Source organism: Clavibacter sp. VKM Ac-2872 (assembly GCF_015351105.1).
In the GTDB taxonomy this organism is placed as follows: Bacteria; Actinomycetota; Actinomycetes; order Actinomycetales; family Microbacteriaceae; genus Clavibacter.
This window is the reverse complement of sequence record NZ_JADKRR010000001.1, coordinates 593,620-610,807: the sequence shown is the minus strand read 5'-3', so window position 1 is coordinate 610,807 and position 17,188 is coordinate 593,620. Positions and strand designations below refer to the sequence as shown.

Below are 17,188 nucleotides of genomic sequence, written 5' to 3'. Positions count from 1 at the left end.
CGTCGGTGCACGACGTGGCGGCGGTCGCGTCCGGACGGCGCCGCCGCCGATCACGCGTGCAGGGCGGCCAGCGCGACTCCCGTCGCCAGTCCGTTCACGACGACGTGCATGCACAGCGGCGCCCACAGGGTGCGGTGGAACTCGCGCAGGTAGGCGAGCGACAGGCCCAGCGTCAGCATGTAGGGCAGCAGCACGGGCACCCCGTGGCACGCCGCGAAGATCATGGCGCCGAGCAGGGATGCCGCCACCGGGCCGAGGCGTCGGCGGAGCCCGCCGCGGACGAGGCCGCGGAAGACGACCTCCTCCCAGAGCGGGGTGAGGAGGACGACGCCGATGAGGACGGCGACCACGACGGGCGCCGTGTCCGCGACGAGCGTGTCGACCGCACGCCCCTCGGTCGCGGGATCCCCGGTGAGGAGCAGGGCGAGCCCCTGGACCAGGAGGAGCAGGACCAGGATCGTCGGGACCTGCCAGAGCAGGTGCAGCATCCGGACGGTGGGCCGCCGCAGCCCGATCGCGCGCCACCCGCTCCTCGCCCGGCGCAGACCCACGTGCAGCGTCAGGAGCATCGACGCCGGGTGCACGAGGAGCGCCGCCGCCATCACCGGGACGAATGCCGCGCGGGCACCGGGGACGAGCAGGAGCCCGACCAGCACCGCGCCGAACACGACGACCGTGACGATCAGCAGGGCCGCGAGGATCAGGACGATCGCACGCGGGCCGAGCGATGCCCGGGGGACGTCCGCGGCCTCGGCCCGCTCGCTGCTCGGGGTGGCGGGCTCGTCCCGGTGGATCACGGTCGCGTCGGAGGGCATGCTCCCAGCGTGGCCGGTGGATCCTCCGCGCGGCTCGACCGGAGGGATGAGATCCCGGCCGTCCGCGCCGGCGGTCGCTCCGGGCGCCGACAGCGTCAGTCGGCCGCCGGATCCTCCGCCGGCCGCTGCCCGATCGACGACTGGAAGCGCACGAGGTAGCCGTCGGGATCCTGCACGAGGAACTGGCGCACGCCGGTCTCCTCGTCGTCGATCCGGTACCAGGTCGTCTCCGGCTCGAGGAAGAGGGCGACGCCCGCCGCGGCGAGCGCCTCCGCCAGGACGTCGGCGTCCTCGACGGCGATCTGGAAGTTGATCCCCCGCCCGAACGGCCGCTCCAGCGGGCCCGTCACCCAGTTCCGGATGATCCCCGTCTGCTCGAGCATGAGGTGCGCGCCGCCGCGGGCGATGTACGCGAACCCCTCGTCCGGGCGGTCGTACCGCACCTGGAAGCCGCAGAGGTCGCGCCAGAACGCGAGGCTCGCGGCGAGGTCGGTGACCAGCAGCTCGGGGACGAGGTCGGGCTCGGCGTCGGGATCCATGCGGCCATGCTCGCAGACGGGTCGCGGGCCGGAGCGGCGCCGGCCGGCGTCACCCTGCCTCGCGGAAGCGGGCGGGGACGAAGCCCGGGAAGTCCTCGCCGATCCCGCCCGGCTCGGAGAAGCCCTCCACGAACGCGGTCGCTTCGGCGATCAGCTGCTGTGGCGTGCGCGGCGCTCCGCCGACCGTGAACCCGTACGTGCCGTCCGCCGGCCCGTCCAGCCAGTCGAGGTCGTAGGACGGAGTCGCACCCCTGGGCTCGCGCTCGGCGATGCGCCACCGCTCCCCGAGCACCGTGACCTCGAACGCCTCCATCCGACGAGCCTACGAGCGGTCGCCCGCCCCGCGTCCGACCCGGCGGTCGCCCCGCTTCCCGCCCGTTAGCGTGGACGAATGATCTCCACGCTCCCGCCCACCGCCGAGCTGCACCTGCACGTGGAGGGCACGCTCGAACCGGAGCTGGTGTTCGAGCTGGCCGAGCGCAACGGCGTCGCGCTGCCGTACGCGGGCATCGAGGACCTCCGCTCGCGCTACGCGTTCACCGACCTGCAGTCGTTCCTCGACCTCTACTACGCGTGCACCGCCGTCCTCCGCACGCGCCGCGACTTCCACGACCTCGCCGCCGCGTACCTCGAGCGGGCCGCGGCCGACGGGATCCGTCACGTCGAGATGTCGTTCGACCCCCAGGCGCACACGACCCGCGGCGTGCCCGTCGACGACGTGCTCGACGGACTGCTCGATGCCCTCCGCGATGCCCGCGTGCGCCACGGCATCTCCGGCGGCTTGATCCTCAGCTTCCTCCGCGACCGGCCGGTCGCGGAGGCGATGGCGACGCTCGAGTCGGTCGCCGACCGCGCGCACGAGCTGCTCGCCGTGGGCCTCGACTCGGCCGAGGTCGGCTACCCGCCTTCCCTGTTCGTCGACGTCTTCGCGCGCGCCCGCGAGCTCGGCCTGCACGCGGTCGCGCACGCGGGCGAGGAGGGGCCGCCGGCCTACATCCACGAGGCGCTCGATCTGCTGCACGTGGAGCGGGTGGACCACGGGGTGCGCTGCCTCGAGGATCCCGCGCTCGTCGACCGGCTCGTCGCCGAGCGGATCCCGCTCACCGTCTGCCCGCTCTCGAACGTGCGCCTCGGCGTGAACGAGACGCTCGACGAGCACGCGCTGCCCGAGCTGCTCGCGCGCGGCGTGCTCGCGACCGTGAACAGCGACGACCCCGCCTACTTCGGCGGCTACCTCGGCGAGAACCTGCGCCAGCTGCGCGTGGCCCACGCGTTCGACGACGACGCCGTCGCGCTCCTCGCCCGCAACTCGGTGGAGGCCTCGTTCGCCTCGCCCGCGCGCAAGGCGGAGCTCGCGGACGAGATCACGGCCTGGCGCGCCGCCGCCCTCTGAGCCGCCCTCCGGGAACTCGCGCCCCCGTTCCCGTCCGACGCTTGTCCGCGACCGGGGCGGGCGGCACCCTGGATGCGGGCGGCGATGCTCGACCGCTCAGGGAGGTCGGACATGAACCGCGTCGCACTCTGGTGGATCGCCGTCGCCGCATTCCTCGTCGCCGCCGTCGCGACCGCGCTGTCGGACCAGTGGGCGCTCGCCGCCGCGTCCGTCGCGCTCGCCGCCTCCATGGGCGTGCTCGCCATGCGGGAGGCGCGCCCACGCCGGTGACGGGTGGTCAGGCGCGCACCCGGGTGACGTCCGGTGATCCGCGGGCCGCTCAGTCGACGACGGCCGCGACGGCCTCGACCTCGACGAGCTGGTCGTCGTAGCCGAGCACGGTGACGCCGAGCAGCGTGCTCGGCGGATCGTGCGGGGCGAGGGCGTCGCGCACGACCTCCCACGCGGCCACGAGGTCGGCCTGCCTGCCGGAGGCGACGAGCACGCGCGTGCTCACCAGGTCGGCGAGCGTCGCGCCCGCGGCCTCGAGCGCGAGGCGCAGGTTCTCGACGCAGCGCGCGGCCTGCGCGGCGGGGTCGCCGATCCCCACGGTCCGGCCGTCCGCGTCGAGCGGGCACGATCCCGCGAGGAAGACGAGCCGCGCCTCGGCGGGGGCGGTCGCCGCGTAGGCGTACTCGGCGACCCCGGAGAGGGCGGCGGAGCGGATCAGGGTCACGGCGGTCATGCATCTCCCGTCTCGCACGCGGGCGGATACCCGCGGCCTCACCAGCCTCCCATCCCCGGGTCGGTCGCCGGATGTCCGCCGAGGACCGTCCGGATGTCCGCTCCGCGCGTCCGGATGTCCGCTCCGCCCCCGCCCGGTCGGATCCGCAGCCCGTCTCCCTAGCATCGCCGCATGCCCGACTACGTCCGCTTCCAGAGCGCCGTGCCCAACCGCCGCGGCACGTTCCCCGGCGTCTTCGCGCTGGCGAACGGCCTGCGGCTGAGCGGCATCCTCTCCGCAGAGGAGGCCGAGTGGATGGACGCCGCGAACGCGCGCGCCGCCGAGGCCTACGCGGATCCGCGCTCCGTCGATCCCGACTGCTACGACCGCGACAAGAATCCCGGGGCGCGCGCCTGGTTCCTGGCCGACGCCACGGACCTCCTCGCCTTCACGGCGGAGTACCTCGCCCTCCTCGACCGGCACGACGTCCCCTGGCAGGAGCTGCGCACCCGCACGCCCGGCCGGATCGTCTACGCCGACGGCGTGCAGGTGATCGCGACCGCGCACACGATCGACGACTGGCCGTTCCGCTAGACGACGGCGGTGCAGCGCTTTCCCTAGTCGTTCGTCTGGTCTTCACCTGCGCGACTGGGGACTACCCGCACAGCCGACTCCCCGCTCCTACCTTCTGAGTGCGGTGACCGACACCGCACACAAGGAGGCACATCACCATGTCCACCCGTTCGAGGGCCACCCGGTCCCTCACCCCGCGCAAGATGCTCGTGACCACCGCGCTCACCGTCGTCGCGGCCCTCGGCCTCGTCGTCGCAGCCCCCGGCAGCGGAGCGTTCGCCGCCGGCCCCACGTCCCCCCAGGAGCGCGTCGCCGCGTCCCTCGAGCACGGCCACTTCCTCGACGACGTCAACGCCGGCAAGATCTCCGACGCCGACATGACGGCGGTCGGCAAGACCGGCCTGACCGTCGCGGGTCACCACCTCGACAAGTGGCTGGACCTGACGCCCGCGGAGGAGGCCGCCCAGGCCAAGGCCGGCGCGGAGCTCCGCGCGTCCGCCGAGGCCGACCCGAAGATGGCGGCGACCGTCCAGGCGTTCAAGACCGCGTCCTCGGACGACCAGGTCGCCGCCGCGCTCGACAGCACCACCTCCTACCACCCGACCCCGCTGGCCGCCGGCGCGCCGGTGACGGAGAGCAAGCACTGGTGGACCAAGTTCGTCCCCCACATCCACGTCACCATCGACCACCGGGAGCTCTACATCAACAACGCGTGGCTCCGCGGGCTCCTCACCGCCGGTGCCGCCGCCGCCGTCGGCGCCATCTGCGCCGCCTTCCCTGACCTCTCGAAGATCAGCTGCGTCCTGATGGCGGCGGCGATGGGTGGGGTCATGGAGATCGTCAAGACCAACGGCATCTGCCACGGCCGGGGCTTCTACATCAGGATCCCCCAGTTCTGGCAGTCGCACTGCGGTTGATGCGTCCGACTGCGCGTCCCTGACGCGCGCGGCACCGGCCGAGGGCCGGGCGGGAGGATCCTCTCCCGCCCGGCCCTCGGTCGTCCGAGGTCGGTGATCCAGCCAGACAGGCCCGGCCGCCACCCGTGGACGGCCAGCGCCCTGGGCTACCCTCGCCGGATGCCCGAGTTCGTGCGCTTCCAGAGCGCCGCCCCCAACCGCCACGGCACCTTCCCCGGCGTCTTCGCCCTCGCGAACGGCCTGCGTGACGAGAGCCGCCTATCCGAGCAGGAGATGGCCTGGATCGCGGCCTCCAACGCGCATATGAACGCGGCGTACGCGGATCCCTCCACGGTGATCCCCGGCTGCTACGACCGCACGCTCAACCCGCGGGCGCGCGCCTGGTTCCGCGTCGACGCCGTCGACCTCCTCGCCGTCACGCGCGAGTACCTCGACCTCCTCGACCGGCACGACGTGCCGTGGCACGAGCTGCGCACCCGCACGCCCGGCCGCATCGTCTACGAGGACGACGTGCAGGTGGTCGCGGTGCCGCACACGCACGCGGAGTGGCCGTTCGGCTAGCCGCGCGGGCTCAGGCCGGACGGGATCCGCGCGCCGCCCGAGCGCGGGCCAGGATGCCCTGGATCACCTCGGTCTTCGCATCCGCGTAGGCGTCCATCGACTCCCACCGCCGGGTCATGAGCTCCCGCTTCGTGCGCTCGTAGAGCTCGCGGTCGGCCTCGTCGGAGCGCAGCCGGTCGCGGAGCAGCAGGTACGCCTCGACGGCGGGGTCACCGTGCTCGTAGACGTGCACGTGGACGTCCCGCGCGGGCGTCTTCACGAGGCGATGCCCCGGCTCGCGGACGCGCAGGTCGTATCCGGCGGCGACGAGGCGCTCGACGTGGTCCTCCTCGGCCGTGATGTCCGCCACCACGAGCACGATGTCGACGATGGGCTTCGCCGCGAGGCCCGGGACGGACGTGGAGCCGATGTGCTCGACGGCGAGCGCGTCGTCGCCCAGCACCGCGGTGATCCGCTCCCGGTGCTCGCGGTAGGCCTCCGACCACGCGGGGTCGTGCGCCTGCAACCCGACCGTGAGCGGCGTCCGCCCGCCCACGATCTCCACGGCGGTCACATCGGGTCGGCGGCGGTCGCGGTCGTCCATCACCGGGACATCCTGGCAGGCGCCATGCCGCGTGTCAGCCGAACGACACGTGCTGGGTGATCCACGCGTGCATCACGACCGCGGCGGCCGCCGACGCGTTGATGGAGCGCGTGGATCCGAACTGCGAGATGGCGACGGTCACGTCGGCCGCGGCCACCGCCTCGTCGCTGAGGCCCGGGCCCTCCTGGCCGAAGACGAGCACGCAGCCCTCGGGCAGGCGGGTGGTCTCGAGCAGCACGGATCCGTCGACGTTGTCGATCGCGACGATCGGCAGGCCCTCGCCGCGCGCCCACTCCACGAGGTCGGCGATGGTCGCGTGGTGCACGACGTGCTGGTACCGGTCGGTGACCATCGCCCCGCGCTTGTTCCAGCGGCGCCGTCCGACGATGTGCACCGTGTCGGCGGCGAACGCGTTGGCGCTCCGCACGATCGACCCAATGTTCATGTCGTGCTGCCAGTTCTCTATGGCCACGTGGAACGGGTGCCGGTGCTGGTCGAGGTCGGCGACGATCGCCTCCATGCGCCAGTAGCGGTAGCGGTCGATCACGTTGCGGGTGTCGCCGCGCTCCAGCAGCTCGGGATCCAGGTGCGGCTCGTCGGGCCACGCCTCGGGGCCGCCCGGCCAGGGCCCGACGCCGTGCGTGCTGTGCTCGTGCGTGGGCGCCGCCTCCGGGCCGTCGGGCTCGGTCATCAGATGTAGATCCCGGGATCGACGAAGAACGCGGGATCGACGTGCGCGTCCGGCTCTCGCCCGGCCCGCTTCCCGGTCTCGACCGCGGGGATGCCCGTGAGCACGGATCCCGCGGGCGCGTCCTTCACGACCACCGCGTTGGCGCCGATGACACTGCCCGCGCCGACCGTGATGGGCCCGAGCAGCTTCGCGCCGGCGCCGATGGTGACGCCGTCGCCGACCGTCGGGTGCCGCTTGCCGTGCACGAGGCTCTTCCCGCCGAGCGTGACGCCGTGGTACATCAGCACGTCGTCGCCGACCTCGGCCGTCGCGCCGATCACGACGCCCATGCCGTGGTCGATGAACAGCCGCCGGCCGATGCGCGCGCCCGGGTGGATCTCCACCCCGGTCAGCGCCCGCCCGACCTGGGCGAGCAGCCGCGCCGCGAGCCGCAGCCGTCGCCGCCACAGCGCGTGCGACACCCGGTGCAGCCACACGGCGTGCAGGCCCGGGTAGCCGAGCACCATCTCCAGGTACCCGCGCGCGGCCGGATCATGCGCACGGGCGGTGCGGAGGTCCTCGACGACCCGGGCGACGATCCCCACGCCTAGTCGCGCAGGTCGTCGAACAGCACGGTGGAGAGGTACCGCTCGCCGTAGTCGCACACGATCGCCACGATGGTCTTGCCCGCGCTCTCCGGCCGCTTCGCGATCTCGAGCGCGGCCCACACGATGGATCCCGACGAGATGCCGCAGAGGATGCCCTCGTCGGTCGCGAGCGCGCGCGAGACGCGGATCGAGTCCTCGAGCGACACGTCGACGACCTCGTCGTAGATCTCCGTGTCGAGGATCTCGGGGACGAAGTTCGCGCCGATGCCCTGGATCTTGTGCGGGCCGGGCTTGCCGCCGTTGAGGATGGGCGAGTCGAGCGGCTCGACCGCGACGATCTGCACGCCCGGCTTCCGCTCCTTCAGCACCTGGCCGACGCCCGTGATGGTGCCGCCCGTGCCGACGCCCGCGATGAACACGTCCACGCCGCCGTCGGTGTCCGCCCAGACCTCCTCGGCCGTGGTCTCGCGGTGCTTCTGCGGGTTGGCCGCGTTCGCGAACTGCTGCGCCCAGATGGCGTTGGGCGTCTCCTCCACGATCTGCTTGGCCCGCTCGACCGCGCCGCGCATGCCCTCGGGGCCCGGGGTCAGCACGATCTCGGCACCGTACGCGCGCAGCACCAGCCGGCGCTCGACGCTCATGGTCTCGGGCATGGTGAGGATGACCTTGTACCCCCGTGCCGCGCCGACCATCGCGAGCGCGATGCCCGTGTTGCCGCTCGTGCCCTCGACGATCGTGCCGCCGGGCTTCAGTGCGCCGGCCGCCTCGGCCGCGTCGATGATGGCGACGCCGATGCGGTCCTTCACACTGGACGCGGGGTTGTGCGATTCGAGCTTCACGAGCACGGTCGCGTCGAGCCCCTCCGTGAGCCGGTTCAGCCGGACGAGCGGCGTGCCGCCGACCAGCTGGGTGATGTCGTCGTAGACGCGACCTGCCATGGGTTCCACCTTCGTCGTGATCCGGATCGGTGCGGGGCCGGGCCGGGCGCACCTGCTCGTCATCGAGCCTATGGGAGGCCAACCGCGTGTGACGCGGCGGCATTCCGGGGCGGGCGGAGGGCCTGCTCGGACGCGCTGTGGAGGAGGCCGTCGCCGCCCGCGCCGAGCGGGCGAGGATGCGGGCGACCACCCCGAGGCGATCCCCCGGAGTCCGTCATCTGCTCCCGAACCGGGATCACTCCTGATCACGGAGAGTCATGCCCTTGCACCGCACCGCACCCCACCGCATGAGTGACGTGCCCGCGTCCGCGCCCGCGGAGGGTGACCCGGTCCGGCGGAACCCTCCCGGCTGGACGCCGCCCGGCCTGTGGGCGCCGCTGTCGGGGCACCTCACGGTGGCGCTGCTCAAGGCGCCGATCGTGGTCGTGGCGTCCCAAGCCCTCATGCTCGTCCCCGCATGGGGCCCGGGCTCGCTCGATCGGACGATCGGAGCCGTGACCCTCATGACCCTGGTCTTCTGCACCGTCGAGGTCGTGGTCGAGCGTCCCTTCGTCGTCCGTGGTCGGCTGATGACCCCGGGCGGGCGGGGCTTCGCGGTCCTCCCGTGGCTCGCGGGGTCGATAACCGCAGCGGCGACGGCCATCGGGTGGCTCGGTGTGCCGACCGGTGTCGTGCTCGCCTCCGTGATGGCCGGCGTCGAGGCGGCGTTCGTCCTCTGGTCGCGCGCGTGGCGCCCCGGCGAGACCGACGCCGAGTTCCACGAGAAGTGGGTCGCGTTCCGCGAGCTGACCAAGGAGACCTTCGCGCCCGACGTCGCAGAGATCCGTCACCGCCTGGACGAGCGGGCGATGGACGGGTACCGCCGGAAGATCGCCGAGCGCGAGGAGCAGCGGCGACGGGACGAGGATCCGGACGAGGGCGACCGACCGCCGCGCGACGCGTGACCCGAGGCCCGCGGACACGGCAGGCTGGACCCATGAGCGCGCGCATCGAGGTTCAGGGGCCCGGCGGCCCCGAGGTCATGACCCTGACGGACGGACCGGTGCCGGACCCCGGGCCCGGCGAGGTGCGGATCCGCGTGCACGCCGCGGGCGTCAACTTCATCGACACGTACCGGCGCAGCGGGGTCTACCCGATGGCGCACCCGTACGTGCCGGGATCCGAGGCCGCCGGCGTGATCGAGGCGCTCGGCGACGGCGTGAGCGGCGTGCACGTGGGCGACCGCGTGGCGACCGCCGAGGCGTCCGGCACGTACGCGCAGCACGCGCTCGTCCGCGCCGAGACGCTCCTGCCTGTGCCGGACGGCGTCGCGATGGAGACCGCCGCCGCCCTCCCGCTCCAGGGACTCACCGCCCACTACCTCGCGACGAGCTCGTACCCGGCCGGCCCCGGGGATCGCGCGCTCGTGCACGCGGGCGCCGGCGGCGTGGGGCTCCTGCTCACGCAGCTGCTCGCGGACCGCGGCGTCGAGGTGATCACCACGGTGTCGAACGAGGAGAAGGCCGCCCTCTCGCGCGCGGCCGGCGCGACGCACGTGCTCGGCTACGACGACGTGCCGGTGCGCGTCCGCGAGCTCACCGACGGCCGCGGCGTCGACGTGGTCTACGACGGCGTGGGCCGCGACACGTTCGACGGCTCGCTCGCGTCGCTGCGCATCCGCGGCACGCTCGTGCTCTTCGGCGGCGCGAGCGGGCAGGTGCCGCCGTTCGACCTGCAGCGCCTCAACTCCGGCGGATCCCTCTCGGTCACGCGCCCCACGCTCGCCCACTTCCTCCTCGACGCGGAGGAGCGGCGGTGGCGGGCGGGCGAGCTGTTCGCGGCGGTGCTCGACGGATCCCTCGACGTGCGCGTCGGCGCGACGTACCCGCTCGCCGACGCTGCGCGCGCCCACGAGGACCTCGAGGCCCGGCGCACGACGGGCTCGATCGTGCTCATCCCCTGAGCCGGCCCGGATCCGCACCGCCTAACCTCGTGCCATGCCCGCACCCGGATCCGCGCTGACGCGCCTCGGCTTCCTCACCACCGGCCCGTTCGATCCGGCCGACCCCGCGACCGGCCTCGAAGACGCGCTCCGGCTCGTCGAGCTCGGCGACGCGCTCGGCCTCGACACCGCGTGGCTCCGGCCGGACCACCTCCGGAACGCCGTCTCCTCCCCCGTGGCGATGCTCGCCGCGGCATCGCAGCGCGCGCGGCGCATCGAGCTCGGCACGGCGTCGATCCCCGTGCGCGCCGAGAACCCGCTCCGCCTCGCCGAGGACCTCGCGACCGTCGACCTCCTCTCCGGCGGGCGCCTGCGCCCCGGGCTCTCGGTCGGCAGCCCGCGGCGCGTCGCCGCGGTCGACCGGGCCGTGCATCCCACGACGGCCGCGCTCGAGGAGCCGGGACGCGAGCGGCTCCTGCGCTTCCGCGACCTGCTGCGCGGGGGCCGGGTGCCGGGGGCGGACGAGCAGCACGACGGATCCGACGACGACGCCCTCACCCCGACCGTGCAGCCGTCGTCCCCCGGCCTCGCCGACCGGCTCGGCTACGGCGCGGCGACGCTCCGCACGGCGGCCTGGGCGGGAGCGCACGGCTTCCGCCTGCTCGCCTCCGACGTGACCGAGCGCGGATCCCGCGGCGGCGGCTTCGCGGCCGACCAGCGCGGCCTCATCGACGCCTACCGTGCCGCGCACCCGGACCCGGTCGCCGCGCACGTGACGCTGGCCCTCGTCGTGGTGCCCACCGACGGCGCGACGGCCGCGCAGATCACCCGGTACCGGGCCGACGCCGCGGCACGCGCCGAGCGGGCCCGGCGGGCCGACCAGTCGGAGGATCCCGGGGCCGCGTCGAGCATGGTCCGCGCGCCGGACCTCGTGGGCCCGTCCGACGAGATCGCCGCCGCGCTCCTCGCGGATCCCGCCGTGCAGGCCGCCGACGAGCTCGCGATCGCGCTCCCGTCCGGGCTGCCGGCGGGCGACCTCGCGCGGATCCTCACCGACGTCGCCGAGCGCCTCGGCCCGGCGCTCGGCTGGTCGCCCGCCTAGCATCGGGGCATGCCCGCATCCGGTACCCCGCTCTCCCGCCTCGGCTTCCTCACCATCGGCACCTTCGACCCGGCGGATCCCGCGGCCGGCCACGAGACCACGCTCCGCGTCATCGAGCGCGGCGAGGAGCTCGGCTTCGACAGCGCGTGGCTGCGGCACCGCCACCTCCAGCACGGGATCTCCTCCCCCGTCGCCGTGATGGCCGCCGCCTCGCAGCGCACGAGCCGCATCCACCTCGGCACGGCCGTCACGCCCATCGGCGCCGAGAACCCGTTCCGCCTCGCCGAGGACCTCGCCACGGTGGACCTGCTCACGGGCGGCCGCGTGCAGCCCGGCTTCTCGGTGGGCACGCCCATGCGCTTCGAGACCTACCGCGACGCGATCTACCCGGCGACCGCCGACCTCGAGGACCTCGGCTACGAGCGGCTCCTGCGCTTCCGCGACCTCGTCCGCGGCCAGGTCGTCAGCGACGCCCCCGCCCGCGCGGGCCAGGAGGAGTACGCCTCCACCGTGCAACCGCACGCCGCGGGGCTCGCCGAGCGGATCTGGTACGGCGCCGCGAGCACGCGCTCCGCGGTCTGGGCCGGCGAGAACGGCTTCCACCTGCTCACCTCCAGCGTGATCCAGGGCGAGCTCGGGAACGACTTCGCGACGAACCAGCGCGCGCAGATCGACGCCTACCGCGCCGCCCACCCGAGCGGGTCCGACGCGCGCGTCTCGCAGGGCCTCGTCGTGATCCCCACCGACCGCGCGACGCCCGAGCAGGTCGCCCGCTACGAGGCCTACGCCGCCTCCCGCGCGCATCGCGTCGGCGTGCCGATGGGGCCGCGGCAGATGCTCTTCGCGGCGGATCTCGTGGGCACGTCCGAGGAGATCGCCGCGACCCTGCACGCCGATCCGGCCTTCCAGGCGGTCGACGAGGTCGCGTTCGCGCTGCCCTTCACCTTCGGCGAGGCCGACCTGGAGCAGATCCTCACCGACATCGCGGAGCGCCTCGGCCCGGCGCTCGGCTGGTCGCCCGCCGTCTGACCGACGCCCCGCGCACGACGACGCCCCTCCCGCGCGGTGCGGGAGGGGCGTCGTCGGATCCGGCGAGGGATCAGTGCATGCTGACGGCCTCGGTCGATGCGCCCTCGCGGAAGCGCTCGAGCGGGACGCGCACCATCGACCAGGAGATGATCGAGGCGCAGGCCACGCCGATCGACGCGGCGAGGAACACCACGTGGTACCCGTCGACCTGCTGCTGCAGCGGGTTCGCGACGCCATCGGTCGTCGCCGCCGTGACGGCGGACGCGAACAGCGCCGTGAAGACGGCCGTGCCGATGGATCCGCCGATCTGCTGCGTTCCCGTGAGCGCCGCGCCCGCGACGCCCGCGTCCCGCGGCTCGATGCCGGAGAGCGCCACGTTCTGCATGGGCACGAACACGAACGCGAGCCCGATGCCGAGCAGGATCTGGCCGGGCAGCACCTGCACGACGTACGCGCCGTCGACCGTGATCCGGCTGAGCCACAGCAGCCCGGCGGCCGCGACGAGCGGGCCGACCGTCATGAGGATCCGCGGGCCCACCTTCGGCAGGAGCCGCGCGACCTGCGGCGCCGTGAGCATGATGGTGGCGGCCATCGGCAGCGACGCGAGGCCCGAGATCAGCGGCGACATGCCGAGCACGATCTGGAAGTGCAGCGTGAGGTACAGCAGCCCGCCGAGGAGCGCCGCGCCCACCATCACGGAGGTGAGGTACGCCCCGCCGCGGGTGCGGTCGGCCACGACGCGGAGCGGCAGCAGCGGGTTGCGCGCCCGCGACTCCCACCAGACGAACGCGACCATGATCCCGACGCCGAGCGCGAGGAAGCCGATGGTGTCGGGCTCGCCCCAGCCGTTCTCCGCACGGGAGAAGCCGTAGACGATCGACGCGAGGCCGAGGGTGACGAGCAGGGCGCCGGGCACGTCGTAGCTGCGGTCGCCGTCGGCGCGGCTCTCCTTCACGAGCGGGATGCCGGCGACGATCGCGACGATCGCGATGGGCACGTTGACGAGGAGGCACCAGTGCCAGCTGAGGTACTCGGTGAGCACGCCGCCGAGCAGCAGGCCGACGGCCGCGCCGGATCCGGCGATGGTGCCGTAGACCGCGAACGCCTTGACGCGGTCGGGGCCGGACGGGAACGTCACCGACAGCAGCGCGAGCGCGGCGGGCGCGAGGAGCGCCGCGAAGACGCCCTGCAGGCCGCGCGCGATGAGGAGCATCTCGCTCGAGACCGCGAAGCCGCCGACCGCGGAGGCGGCCGCGAAGCCGACCATGCCGAGGAGGAAGGAGCGCTTGCGGCCCCAGTAGTCGGCGATGCGGCCGCCGAGCAGGAGGAGCGAGCCGAACGCGAGCGCGTAGACGGTGACGACCCAGGTGCGGTCGGCGTCGCTCATGCCGAGGTCGCGCTGGGCGGCGGGCAGGGCGATGTTCACGATGGTGCCGTCGAGCACGACCATCAGCTGGGCGAGGGCGACGACGGCGAGGAGGATCCACTTGCTGCGGGCGGACGGCGCGGCGGGCGCGGGCGCGGGCGCGGGCATCTCGGCCGATGCGGAGGAGCAGGAGGTCGTGGCGGGCGGTGCGTCTTCAGGGGTGCGTGCGTGCGAGATCTGGTGCTCCTGGGGGATCGTGCGGCGCCCGGGCGGGCGAGGACGGTCCAATCTAGGGCCGCTCCGTGCACAGAGTCAAACGAACCGGTTCGTTTGACATACGCTGTTCACATGGCAGCGACGACGGGGTCCGCCCGACCCACGACCGACGAGAAGCAGGACGACGTCCGGCACCGCATCCTCCTGGCCGCGCGCGAGGAGTTCGCCGCGCACGGCCTGGCGGGCGCGCGCGTCGACCGCATCGCCCGCTCGGGCCGCGCGAGCAAGGAGCGGCTGTACGCGCACTTCACCGACAAGGAGTCGCTGTTCCACGCGGTGCTGCAGCTCAACGGCATCGAGTTCTTCTCCGCCGTGACTCTGGATCCCGCCGACCTCCCCGGCTTCGTCGGCCAGCTCTTCGACCACGCGTACGAGCACCCGCAGCACCGCCGCATGCTCGCGTGGGCCCGGCTCGACGGCCTGGAGCTCGACGTGCCGCACAGCGCGACGTCTCCGTCGGCCAAGGTGCAGGCGGTCAGGCGCGGGCAGGAGGAGGGGCACATCGACCCGTCGTGGGATCCGCAGCGCCTCCTCACGATGCTGTTCGCGCTCGCGCAGGCGTGGGTGCAGTCGCCGTACCCGGCGATGCACGCGGACTCGCCGCGGGCGCGCGCCGCGGACCGCGCGGCCGTGGTGGAGGCGGCCAGGCGGATCACGGCGCCGCCCGCGCGGTAGGCGGGGGCGCGCCGGCTCCTCCCCTGCGCATCCGCCACGGCACCCTGCGGATTCCCCGCATGAGGGAGACGCCTCCCAGGGCCCGCCCGTAGCGTGGGGACATGTCCGACACCCTGACCCGCGAGTTCGAGGCGGGATCCAGCCACTCCCACCCCCTCCGCCGGTTCCTGCGTCGCTGCCGGGCCTGGATCGAGCTGCACCCGAAGGCCCGCTGGCTGTACCGGATCCTCGTGGGGCTCCTCGGCGTCGCCATCGTCCTCGTCGGCATCGTGCTCATCCCGCTCCCCGGGCCCGGCTGGCTCATCGTCTTCCTCGGGATCGCCGTGCTCGGCACCGAGTTCCCCGCGGCCCACCGCGTGAACGTGTTCCTCAAGCGCCAGCTGCACCGCTTCTGGGACGCCTGGCGACGCTGGCGCGCGTCCCGCGCCGCACGGAAGGCGGAGCGCGTCCGCCGCTGACCCGGCCCGCCGCTCCCCGCGCACGCATCTCCCCCCTTCGGTCGATCCGCGGGCGCGCCGCCGGTCCGTAGGGTCGGGGCATGCCCTCCCCCGCAGCGCTCCCGATCACGGGTCGCGCCCGCCTCCGCCTCCGCATCCGCTCCCTCGGTCGCGAGACCGCGCTGGTGCTGCTGGCCTCCGCCGGCGGGATGCTCGTCTTCGGCATCGTGATCGTCGCCGTGGAGGAGTCCGGCGCCACCGGGATGCTGCCCACGCTCCTGCTCCTCCTCGACCTGGGCGCCGGCCTCGTCGCGATCGCTCTCCTGCCGGTCCGGCGCCAGGCCCCGGTCGGCGTCGCGGTGACGATCGCGGCCCTCGGCGGGATCTCGTCCGCCGGCGTCGTCGCCGCGCTGATCGCGGTCGCCTCCGTCTCCGCCCGGCGCCGGCCCCGCGAGATCGCCGCGGTCGCGGGCACGCTGCTCGTCGTCACCCTGGTCGGGGAGGGGGCCGGGGCCACGCCCGTCCCGATCCGCCCGGAGGAGTGGCCGCTGATCGCCGGCACGCTCCTCCTGGTGGTCGCCCTCCCCGTCGTCGTCGGCCTCTACGTCGGCGGTCGGCGCGAGCTGCTCGCCTCGCTCCGGGAGCGGGCGCGGCTCGCCGACGAGGAGCAGGCGCTCCGCGCGGCGCAGGCCGCGGACCACGAGCGCACGCGGATCGCGCGCGAGATGCACGACGTGCTCGCCCACCGCCTCTCCCTCGTGGCGCTGCACGCGGGCGCGCTGGAGTACCGCGACGACCTCGACCCGGGCGAGGTGCGGCGGACCGCCGGCGTCGTGCGCGACAACGCGCGCGCCGCCCTCACGGAGCTGCGCGAGGTGCTCGGGGTGCTGCGCGATCCGTCGGGCGCTCCGGCCGCCGCACCACCGCAGCCCACGCTCGGCGACCTCCCCGCCCTCGTCGAGGAGGCGCGCGCGCTGGGCGTCGCGGTGCGGGTCGAGATTCCCGACCGCACGCGGGACGACCTGCCGCGGCTCGCCGTCACGACCTCCCGCCACGCGTACCGGATCGTGCAGGAGTGCCTGACCAACGCGCGCCGGCACGCTCCCGGCGCGCCCGTCGACGTGGTCATCGCGGGGCGTGCGGGCGGGGAGCTCCGGATCCGGGTGGCGAATCCGCGGGTCCCGTCCGCGCCCGAGCCGTCCGGCCGCGACGACAGCGACGGCGACCGCGACCGCGCCGCCCTCCCCGGCCACGGCCTCGCGGGGATCGCCGAACGCGCCCGCGCCGTGGACGGCACGCTCGACGTGGCGCGACGCGACGGCCTCCACGCGGTGGAGGCGGTGCTCCCGTGGACGGCGTGAGCGTCGCGGATCCCGCCGGGACGGCCCCGGCCGGAGGCGCCCCGATCCGCGTCGTCATCGTGGACGACGACGCCCTCGTCCGCGCGGGCCTCGGGATGCTGCTGGGCGGCGGGCACGGCCTCGAGGTGGTCGGCGAGGCCGCCGACGGGCTCGCCGCCGGCGCCGTGATCGCGCGCACCGCCCCCGACGTGGTGCTCATGGACATCCGGATGCCGGTCTGCGACGGGATCGCCGCGACCGCCCGCGAGGTCGCCCGCCGACCCGACCTGCCGATCATCGTGCTCACGACCTTCGACGCCGACGAGCTCGTGCTCGGCGCCCTCCGCGCGGGCGCCCGCGGATTCCTGCTGAAGGACACGCCGCCGGCCGAGCTCGTCGACGCCGTGCGCCAGGTCGCGGCCGGCCGCTCGATCCTCTCCCCCTCGGTGCTCGACACCGTGATCGGGGTGGCGGCCCAGCGGGACCGCGGCGACCGGGCCGACGAGCGCGCCCGGTTCGACACCCTCACCGAGCGCGAGCAGGAGGTCGCCCTCGCCATCGCCCGCGGCCTCCCGAACGCGCGCATCGCCGCCGACATGTTCGTGAGCGTGGCGACGGTGAAGACGCACGTGGGGCACGTGCTGGAGAAGCTCGGCGTGCAGGGCCGCGTGCAGGTCGCCGTGCTCGTGCACGAGGCCGGGCTCGCTCCCTCGGAGTGAGCCCGGCCTCGGGCGGTGCCGGC

The 17,188-nt window shown here is 74.3% G+C and carries 22 protein-coding genes; 13 read left to right on the top strand and 9 right to left on the bottom strand.

What is annotated here, in order from left to right:
* Positions 1-50 precede the first annotated feature (50 nt).
* The 3 genes from ITJ40_RS03020 to ITJ40_RS03010 form a co-directional block, all read right to left on the bottom strand.
* Complete coding sequence (locus ITJ40_RS03020; protein ID WP_194665678.1) at positions 51-815, bottom strand: CPBP family intramembrane glutamic endopeptidase; 765 nt, start codon at positions 813-815, stop codon at positions 51-53.
* Between the two features lie 95 nt (positions 816-910).
* On the bottom strand, positions 911-1,354 hold the full coding sequence (locus ITJ40_RS03015) for a VOC family protein (RefSeq protein ID WP_194665677.1): 444 nt from the start codon (positions 1,352-1,354) through the stop codon (positions 911-913).
* Positions 1,355-1,403: 49 nt separating this feature from the next.
* Complete coding sequence (locus tag ITJ40_RS03010) at positions 1,404-1,667, bottom strand: hypothetical protein (RefSeq protein ID WP_194665676.1); 264 nt, start codon at positions 1,665-1,667, stop codon at positions 1,404-1,406.
* 78 nt (positions 1,668-1,745) lie between these two features.
* On the opposite strand from ITJ40_RS03010, the gene ITJ40_RS03005 reads away from it, so the two are divergent.
* Together ITJ40_RS03005 and ITJ40_RS03000 are read left to right on the top strand one after the other, a co-directional pair.
* A complete protein-coding gene (locus ITJ40_RS03005) occupies positions 1,746-2,747 on the top strand; it encodes an adenosine deaminase (RefSeq protein ID WP_194665675.1) in 1,002 nt (333 codons plus the stop codon).
* Between the two features lie 111 nt (positions 2,748-2,858).
* Complete coding sequence (locus ITJ40_RS03000) at positions 2,859-3,017, top strand: hypothetical protein (RefSeq protein WP_194665674.1); 159 nt, start codon at positions 2,859-2,861, stop codon at positions 3,015-3,017.
* A gap of 49 nt (positions 3,018-3,066) precedes the next feature.
* On the opposite strand, the gene ITJ40_RS02995 is transcribed toward ITJ40_RS03000, so the two are convergent.
* Entirely contained in the window at positions 3,067-3,471 is a 405-nt protein-coding gene (locus tag ITJ40_RS02995; protein ID WP_194665673.1) for a RidA family protein, read from the bottom strand.
* Between the two features lie 171 nt (positions 3,472-3,642).
* Between ITJ40_RS02995 and ITJ40_RS02990 the strand changes: the two genes are divergently transcribed.
* The 3 genes from ITJ40_RS02990 to ITJ40_RS02980 all read left to right on the top strand — a co-directional run bounded on the left by ITJ40_RS02990 (position 3,643) and on the right by ITJ40_RS02980 (position 5,501).
* Complete coding sequence (locus ITJ40_RS02990) at positions 3,643-4,044, top strand: hypothetical protein (protein WP_194665672.1); 402 nt, start codon at positions 3,643-3,645, stop codon at positions 4,042-4,044.
* Between the two features lie 137 nt (positions 4,045-4,181).
* Positions 4,182-4,940 (top strand): hypothetical protein, encoded by a 759-nt coding sequence (locus ITJ40_RS02985; protein ID WP_194665671.1) that lies wholly within the window; start codon positions 4,182-4,184, stop codon positions 4,938-4,940.
* 159 nt (positions 4,941-5,099) lie between these two features.
* Positions 5,100-5,501, top strand: a complete 402-nt coding sequence (locus tag ITJ40_RS02980; protein ID WP_194665670.1) for a hypothetical protein — start codon at positions 5,100-5,102, stop codon at positions 5,499-5,501.
* Between the two features lie 10 nt (positions 5,502-5,511).
* Here ITJ40_RS02980 and ITJ40_RS02975 read toward each other — a convergent pair whose 3' ends face one another.
* Genes ITJ40_RS02975 through cysK form a run of 4 tightly spaced genes read right to left on the bottom strand, consistent with a single transcriptional unit; the run spans position 5,512 to position 8,300 of the window.
* Positions 5,512-6,084 carry a GrpB family protein gene (locus tag ITJ40_RS02975; RefSeq protein WP_194666928.1) on the bottom strand — a complete coding sequence of 191 codons (573 nt, stop codon included), beginning with the start codon at positions 6,082-6,084 and terminating at the stop codon, positions 5,512-5,514.
* A gap of 34 nt (positions 6,085-6,118) precedes the next feature.
* A complete protein-coding gene (locus ITJ40_RS02970) occupies positions 6,119-6,775 on the bottom strand; it encodes a TrmH family RNA methyltransferase (RefSeq protein ID WP_194665669.1) in 657 nt (218 codons plus the stop codon).
* Positions 6,775-7,359, bottom strand: a complete 585-nt coding sequence (gene epsC, locus ITJ40_RS02965; RefSeq protein WP_194665668.1) for a serine O-acetyltransferase EpsC — start codon at positions 7,357-7,359, stop codon at positions 6,775-6,777. Before epsC ends, ITJ40_RS02970 begins: the two co-directional genes overlap by 1 nt.
* A gap of 2 nt (positions 7,360-7,361) precedes the next feature.
* Entirely contained in the window at positions 7,362-8,300 is a 939-nt protein-coding gene (gene cysK, locus ITJ40_RS02960) for a cysteine synthase A (protein ID WP_194665667.1), read from the bottom strand.
* A 287-nt stretch (positions 8,301-8,587) separates the two neighbouring features.
* Between cysK and ITJ40_RS02955 the strand changes: the two genes are divergently transcribed.
* From ITJ40_RS02955 to ITJ40_RS02940, 4 genes are read left to right on the top strand one after another with little or no spacing between them, the layout of a single operon-like run.
* Complete coding sequence (locus ITJ40_RS02955; RefSeq protein WP_194665666.1) at positions 8,588-9,244, top strand: hypothetical protein; 657 nt, start codon at positions 8,588-8,590, stop codon at positions 9,242-9,244.
* 32 nt (positions 9,245-9,276) lie between these two features.
* Entirely contained in the window at positions 9,277-10,242 is a 966-nt protein-coding gene (locus ITJ40_RS02950) for a quinone oxidoreductase (RefSeq protein ID WP_194665665.1), read from the top strand.
* Positions 10,243-10,276: 34 nt separating this feature from the next.
* Entirely contained in the window at positions 10,277-11,323 is a 1,047-nt protein-coding gene (locus tag ITJ40_RS02945) for an LLM class flavin-dependent oxidoreductase (protein WP_194665664.1), read from the top strand.
* A 9-nt stretch (positions 11,324-11,332) separates the two neighbouring features.
* Complete coding sequence (locus ITJ40_RS02940; RefSeq protein WP_194665663.1) at positions 11,333-12,352, top strand: LLM class flavin-dependent oxidoreductase; 1,020 nt, start codon at positions 11,333-11,335, stop codon at positions 12,350-12,352.
* Positions 12,353-12,422: 70 nt separating this feature from the next.
* Here the strand turns inward: ITJ40_RS02940 and ITJ40_RS02935 are convergent, their stop codons facing one another.
* Positions 12,423-13,886 (bottom strand): MFS transporter, encoded by a 1,464-nt coding sequence (locus ITJ40_RS02935; protein WP_228511754.1) that lies wholly within the window; start codon positions 13,884-13,886, stop codon positions 12,423-12,425.
* Positions 13,887-14,066: 180 nt separating this feature from the next.
* Between ITJ40_RS02935 and ITJ40_RS02930 the strand changes: the two genes are divergently transcribed.
* The 4 genes from ITJ40_RS02930 (at position 14,067) to ITJ40_RS02915 (ending at position 17,165) form a co-directional block, all read left to right on the top strand.
* Positions 14,067-14,669 carry a TetR family transcriptional regulator gene (locus tag ITJ40_RS02930; protein ID WP_194665661.1) on the top strand — a complete coding sequence of 201 codons (603 nt, stop codon included), beginning with the start codon at positions 14,067-14,069 and terminating at the stop codon, positions 14,667-14,669.
* Between the two features lie 101 nt (positions 14,670-14,770).
* Positions 14,771-15,127 (top strand): TIGR02611 family protein, encoded by a 357-nt coding sequence (locus ITJ40_RS02925; protein WP_194665660.1) that lies wholly within the window; start codon positions 14,771-14,773, stop codon positions 15,125-15,127.
* An 80-nt stretch (positions 15,128-15,207) separates the two neighbouring features.
* On the top strand, positions 15,208-16,467 hold the full coding sequence (locus ITJ40_RS02920; RefSeq protein WP_228511752.1) for a sensor histidine kinase: 1,260 nt from the start codon (positions 15,208-15,210) through the stop codon (positions 16,465-16,467).
* Positions 16,464-17,165, top strand: coding sequence for a response regulator transcription factor (locus ITJ40_RS02915; RefSeq protein ID WP_194666926.1), 702 nt, complete (start codon positions 16,464-16,466; stop codon positions 17,163-17,165). Before ITJ40_RS02920 ends, ITJ40_RS02915 begins: the two co-directional genes overlap by 4 nt.
* The last annotated feature ends 23 nt before the right edge of the window (positions 17,166-17,188 follow it).

Coding starts and splice junctions, on each gene's coding strand:
- ITJ40_RS02980 (WP_194665670.1), top strand. CDS start 5,100: ATGCCCGAGTTCGTGCGCTTCCAGAGCGCCGCCCCCAACCGCCACGGC.
- ITJ40_RS02970 (WP_194665669.1), bottom strand. CDS start 6,775: ATGACCGAGCCCGACGGCCCGGAGGCGGCGCCCACGCACGAGCACAGC.
- ITJ40_RS02935 (WP_228511754.1), bottom strand. CDS start 13,886: ATGCCCGCGCCCGCGCCCGCGCCCGCCGCGCCGTCCGCCCGCAGCAAG.
- ITJ40_RS02920 (WP_228511752.1), top strand. CDS start 15,208: ATGCCCTCCCCCGCAGCGCTCCCGATCACGGGTCGCGCCCGCCTCCGC.
- ITJ40_RS02950 (WP_194665665.1), top strand. CDS start 9,277: ATGAGCGCGCGCATCGAGGTTCAGGGGCCCGGCGGCCCCGAGGTCATG.
- ITJ40_RS02975 (WP_194666928.1), bottom strand. CDS start 6,084: ATGGACGACCGCGACCGCCGCCGACCCGATGTGACCGCCGTGGAGATC.
- ITJ40_RS03000 (WP_194665674.1), top strand. CDS start 2,859: ATGAACCGCGTCGCACTCTGGTGGATCGCCGTCGCCGCATTCCTCGTC.
- ITJ40_RS02930 (WP_194665661.1), top strand. CDS start 14,067: ATGGCAGCGACGACGGGGTCCGCCCGACCCACGACCGACGAGAAGCAG.
- ITJ40_RS02945 (WP_194665664.1), top strand. CDS start 10,277: ATGCCCGCACCCGGATCCGCGCTGACGCGCCTCGGCTTCCTCACCACC.
- cysK (WP_194665667.1), bottom strand. CDS start 8,300: ATGGCAGGTCGCGTCTACGACGACATCACCCAGCTGGTCGGCGGCACG.
- ITJ40_RS02925 (WP_194665660.1), top strand. CDS start 14,771: ATGTCCGACACCCTGACCCGCGAGTTCGAGGCGGGATCCAGCCACTCC.
- ITJ40_RS03005 (WP_194665675.1), top strand. CDS start 1,746: ATGATCTCCACGCTCCCGCCCACCGCCGAGCTGCACCTGCACGTGGAG.
- ITJ40_RS03020 (WP_194665678.1), bottom strand. CDS start 815: ATGCCCTCCGACGCGACCGTGATCCACCGGGACGAGCCCGCCACCCCG.
- ITJ40_RS02985 (WP_194665671.1), top strand. CDS start 4,182: ATGTCCACCCGTTCGAGGGCCACCCGGTCCCTCACCCCGCGCAAGATG.
- ITJ40_RS02995 (WP_194665673.1), bottom strand. CDS start 3,471: ATGACCGCCGTGACCCTGATCCGCTCCGCCGCCCTCTCCGGGGTCGCC.
- ITJ40_RS02990 (WP_194665672.1), top strand. CDS start 3,643: ATGCCCGACTACGTCCGCTTCCAGAGCGCCGTGCCCAACCGCCGCGGC.
- ITJ40_RS03010 (WP_194665676.1), bottom strand. CDS start 1,667: ATGGAGGCGTTCGAGGTCACGGTGCTCGGGGAGCGGTGGCGCATCGCC.
- ITJ40_RS03015 (WP_194665677.1), bottom strand. CDS start 1,354: ATGGATCCCGACGCCGAGCCCGACCTCGTCCCCGAGCTGCTGGTCACC.
- ITJ40_RS02940 (WP_194665663.1), top strand. CDS start 11,333: ATGCCCGCATCCGGTACCCCGCTCTCCCGCCTCGGCTTCCTCACCATC.
- ITJ40_RS02955 (WP_194665666.1), top strand. CDS start 8,588: ATGAGTGACGTGCCCGCGTCCGCGCCCGCGGAGGGTGACCCGGTCCGG.